This is a genomic window from Kitasatospora sp. NRRL B-11411, assembly GCF_000721345.1.
GTDB classification, from domain to species: Bacteria; Actinomycetota; Actinomycetes; order Streptomycetales; family Streptomycetaceae; genus Kitasatospora; species Kitasatospora cineracea.
Genome location: NZ_JOGH01000262.1, coordinates 1 through 1,979, shown reverse-complemented (window position 1 = coordinate 1,979; position 1,979 = coordinate 1). Strand labels below are relative to the sequence as shown.

General features: G+C 81.5%; 1 pseudogene. It reads left to right on the top strand.

Annotated features, from left to right (window positions below):
- Positions 1 to 206 precede the first annotated feature (206 nt).
- Positions 207 to 1,979 (top strand): annotated as a pseudogene (locus IH44_RS0139735) (serine protease); the annotation flags it as partial.

Here is a 1,979-nt window from a genome sequence, read left to right as displayed (position 1 = left end):
AGACGGGGTGCACGGCGGGCCGGGTGGTCCGGGGCGGGGTGCGCGCCGGGCGGGACGGCAGGGGGCGCACGGAGTGAAGCGGTGTGGTGAGAGGGGCGTGCGAGGTGCTGTGGGGCTGGTGGGGGGCAGGCTGACCGGCGGCGTGTACGGCGGCCGTACCCGGCCCCGCCCGGGGCCGGAGCGGCCCGGCGGGAGGACTTGGCGGGATGGGCGAGAGTGCGGGCGCCGGCTTCGCGGGGGATCCGGCACAGGCGCTGCTGCGGATCCGGGACCAGCAGGGCCGGCTGTGCGGGCTCGGCTTCGTCGCCGACCGGCACGGCACGGTGGTCACCGCGCACGAGGCGGTGGCCGGCCTGCCCCGGCTGGTGCTGCACACCCCCGGCGGACAGTCCCGGGTGCTCGGCCCCGAGAGCGTCGACCTGCTGCCCGAACGCGGCCTCGCCCTGCTGCGCACCGCCGCCGTCGGCGGCCTGCCCGGCCCCGCGCTGCCGATCGGGCGCACCGCCGTCACCGGCCCCGTCGCGGTGCCGCACCAGCGCTGGGAGGACGGCGCGCCCGCGCTGGCCCACGGACGGCCGCTCGGCCGGGAGAGCGGACGCTGCGGCGACGGCGCCCTGGTGCGCACCGTCCCCGGCGTGCTGCTGCTCGACCTCCCGGTGACCCCGCCCGCCGGGGCGCCGGTGCTCGACCCGGAGACCGGCGCGGTGCTCGCCGTGCTCGCCCCCCGGGTGCGCGCCGTCGCCGGGCCCGGCGTCGCGGCCGTCCCGCTGGCGGCCGACGGCCGCCCGGAGGACTCCCCGCTCGGCCGGCTGCTGGCCCGCAACGCCGCCGACGCCCCCGCCTTCGGCCGGGCGCTCAACCTGGGCGGGGCGCTGCGGCTGACCGAGGCCCAACTGGAGGGCGCCGCCGCCGGACCCGGACGGATCGCCGAACTCGCCGCCGACCGGGTCGACCGCCCCGACGGCCTCAGCGGCGAGGAACCGCAGGACGTCCTCACCGTGCTGCTCGGCGAGAGCGGCAGCGGCCGCAGCACCGAACTGGCGGCCCTGGCGGTGCGCCGGGCCGGCGCCGCCCGGCCGCTGCCCACGCTCTGGCTGCGCGGCGCCGACCTGGCCGCCGGCGACCGCACCCTCGGCGATCCGCTGCGCCGCCGACTCGCCCTGGCCGCACGGGAGTTCGGCGTGCCCGAGGTCGACCCCGGGGAGCTGGCGGCGCTCTGCGCCGACGCCGGGCGACCACTGCTGGTGGTGCTCGACGGGCCCGAGGAGGCACCGCTCGCGCTCTCCGCGCGCTGGCTGGCCGCCGGGCTGGAGTGGCTGCGCGCGCACCGCGCCCGGGCCCTGGTCGCCTGCCGCCCCGACGGCTGGGAACAGCTCGGCCCCTGGCGCTCGGCCGCCCGGGCCCTGTGGCTCGGCCCGCTCACCGACGACGCCGCGGCCCGGGCCGGCCGCCGCTACGGACTGCCCGGCACCTTCCTCGGCCCGGCCGAGCGCGGCCACCCGCTGGCCCTGCGGCTGGCCGGCGAACTGCGCGGCGCGGGCGTGCACGGCCCGGTCGGCAGCCGCGCCGAACTCTTCGCCGGCTGGCTCGACCTGGCCTGCCTCACCGTCGCCCGCCGGATCGCGCTCACCCCCGGCGGGCCGCGCCGGCACCGCCGCGGCGGGCCGGTGCCGCCCGGCGAGGACGCCCGGCAGGTGCGGCGGCTGGCGGCCGTCGCGGCCGGGCGGCTGCACGAGGCGGCGCGGCTGATGCTCGGCGCGGGCGACGGGGCGCTGCCCGCCGAGGACTTCGCCCGGCTGTTCCCGGACGCGGGCGGGTGGGCGCGGGCCGTCCGGGAGGAACGGCTGCTGGTCCCGGCGGGGGCCGGGTACCGGGCGGGGCACGAGGAGTGGGGGGAGTGGCTGCAGAGCCTGCACCTGGACCTGGACGCGGCGCTGCGGCTGCTGCTGGAGGAGCGGGACGCGGGGGCGGCGGGGGAC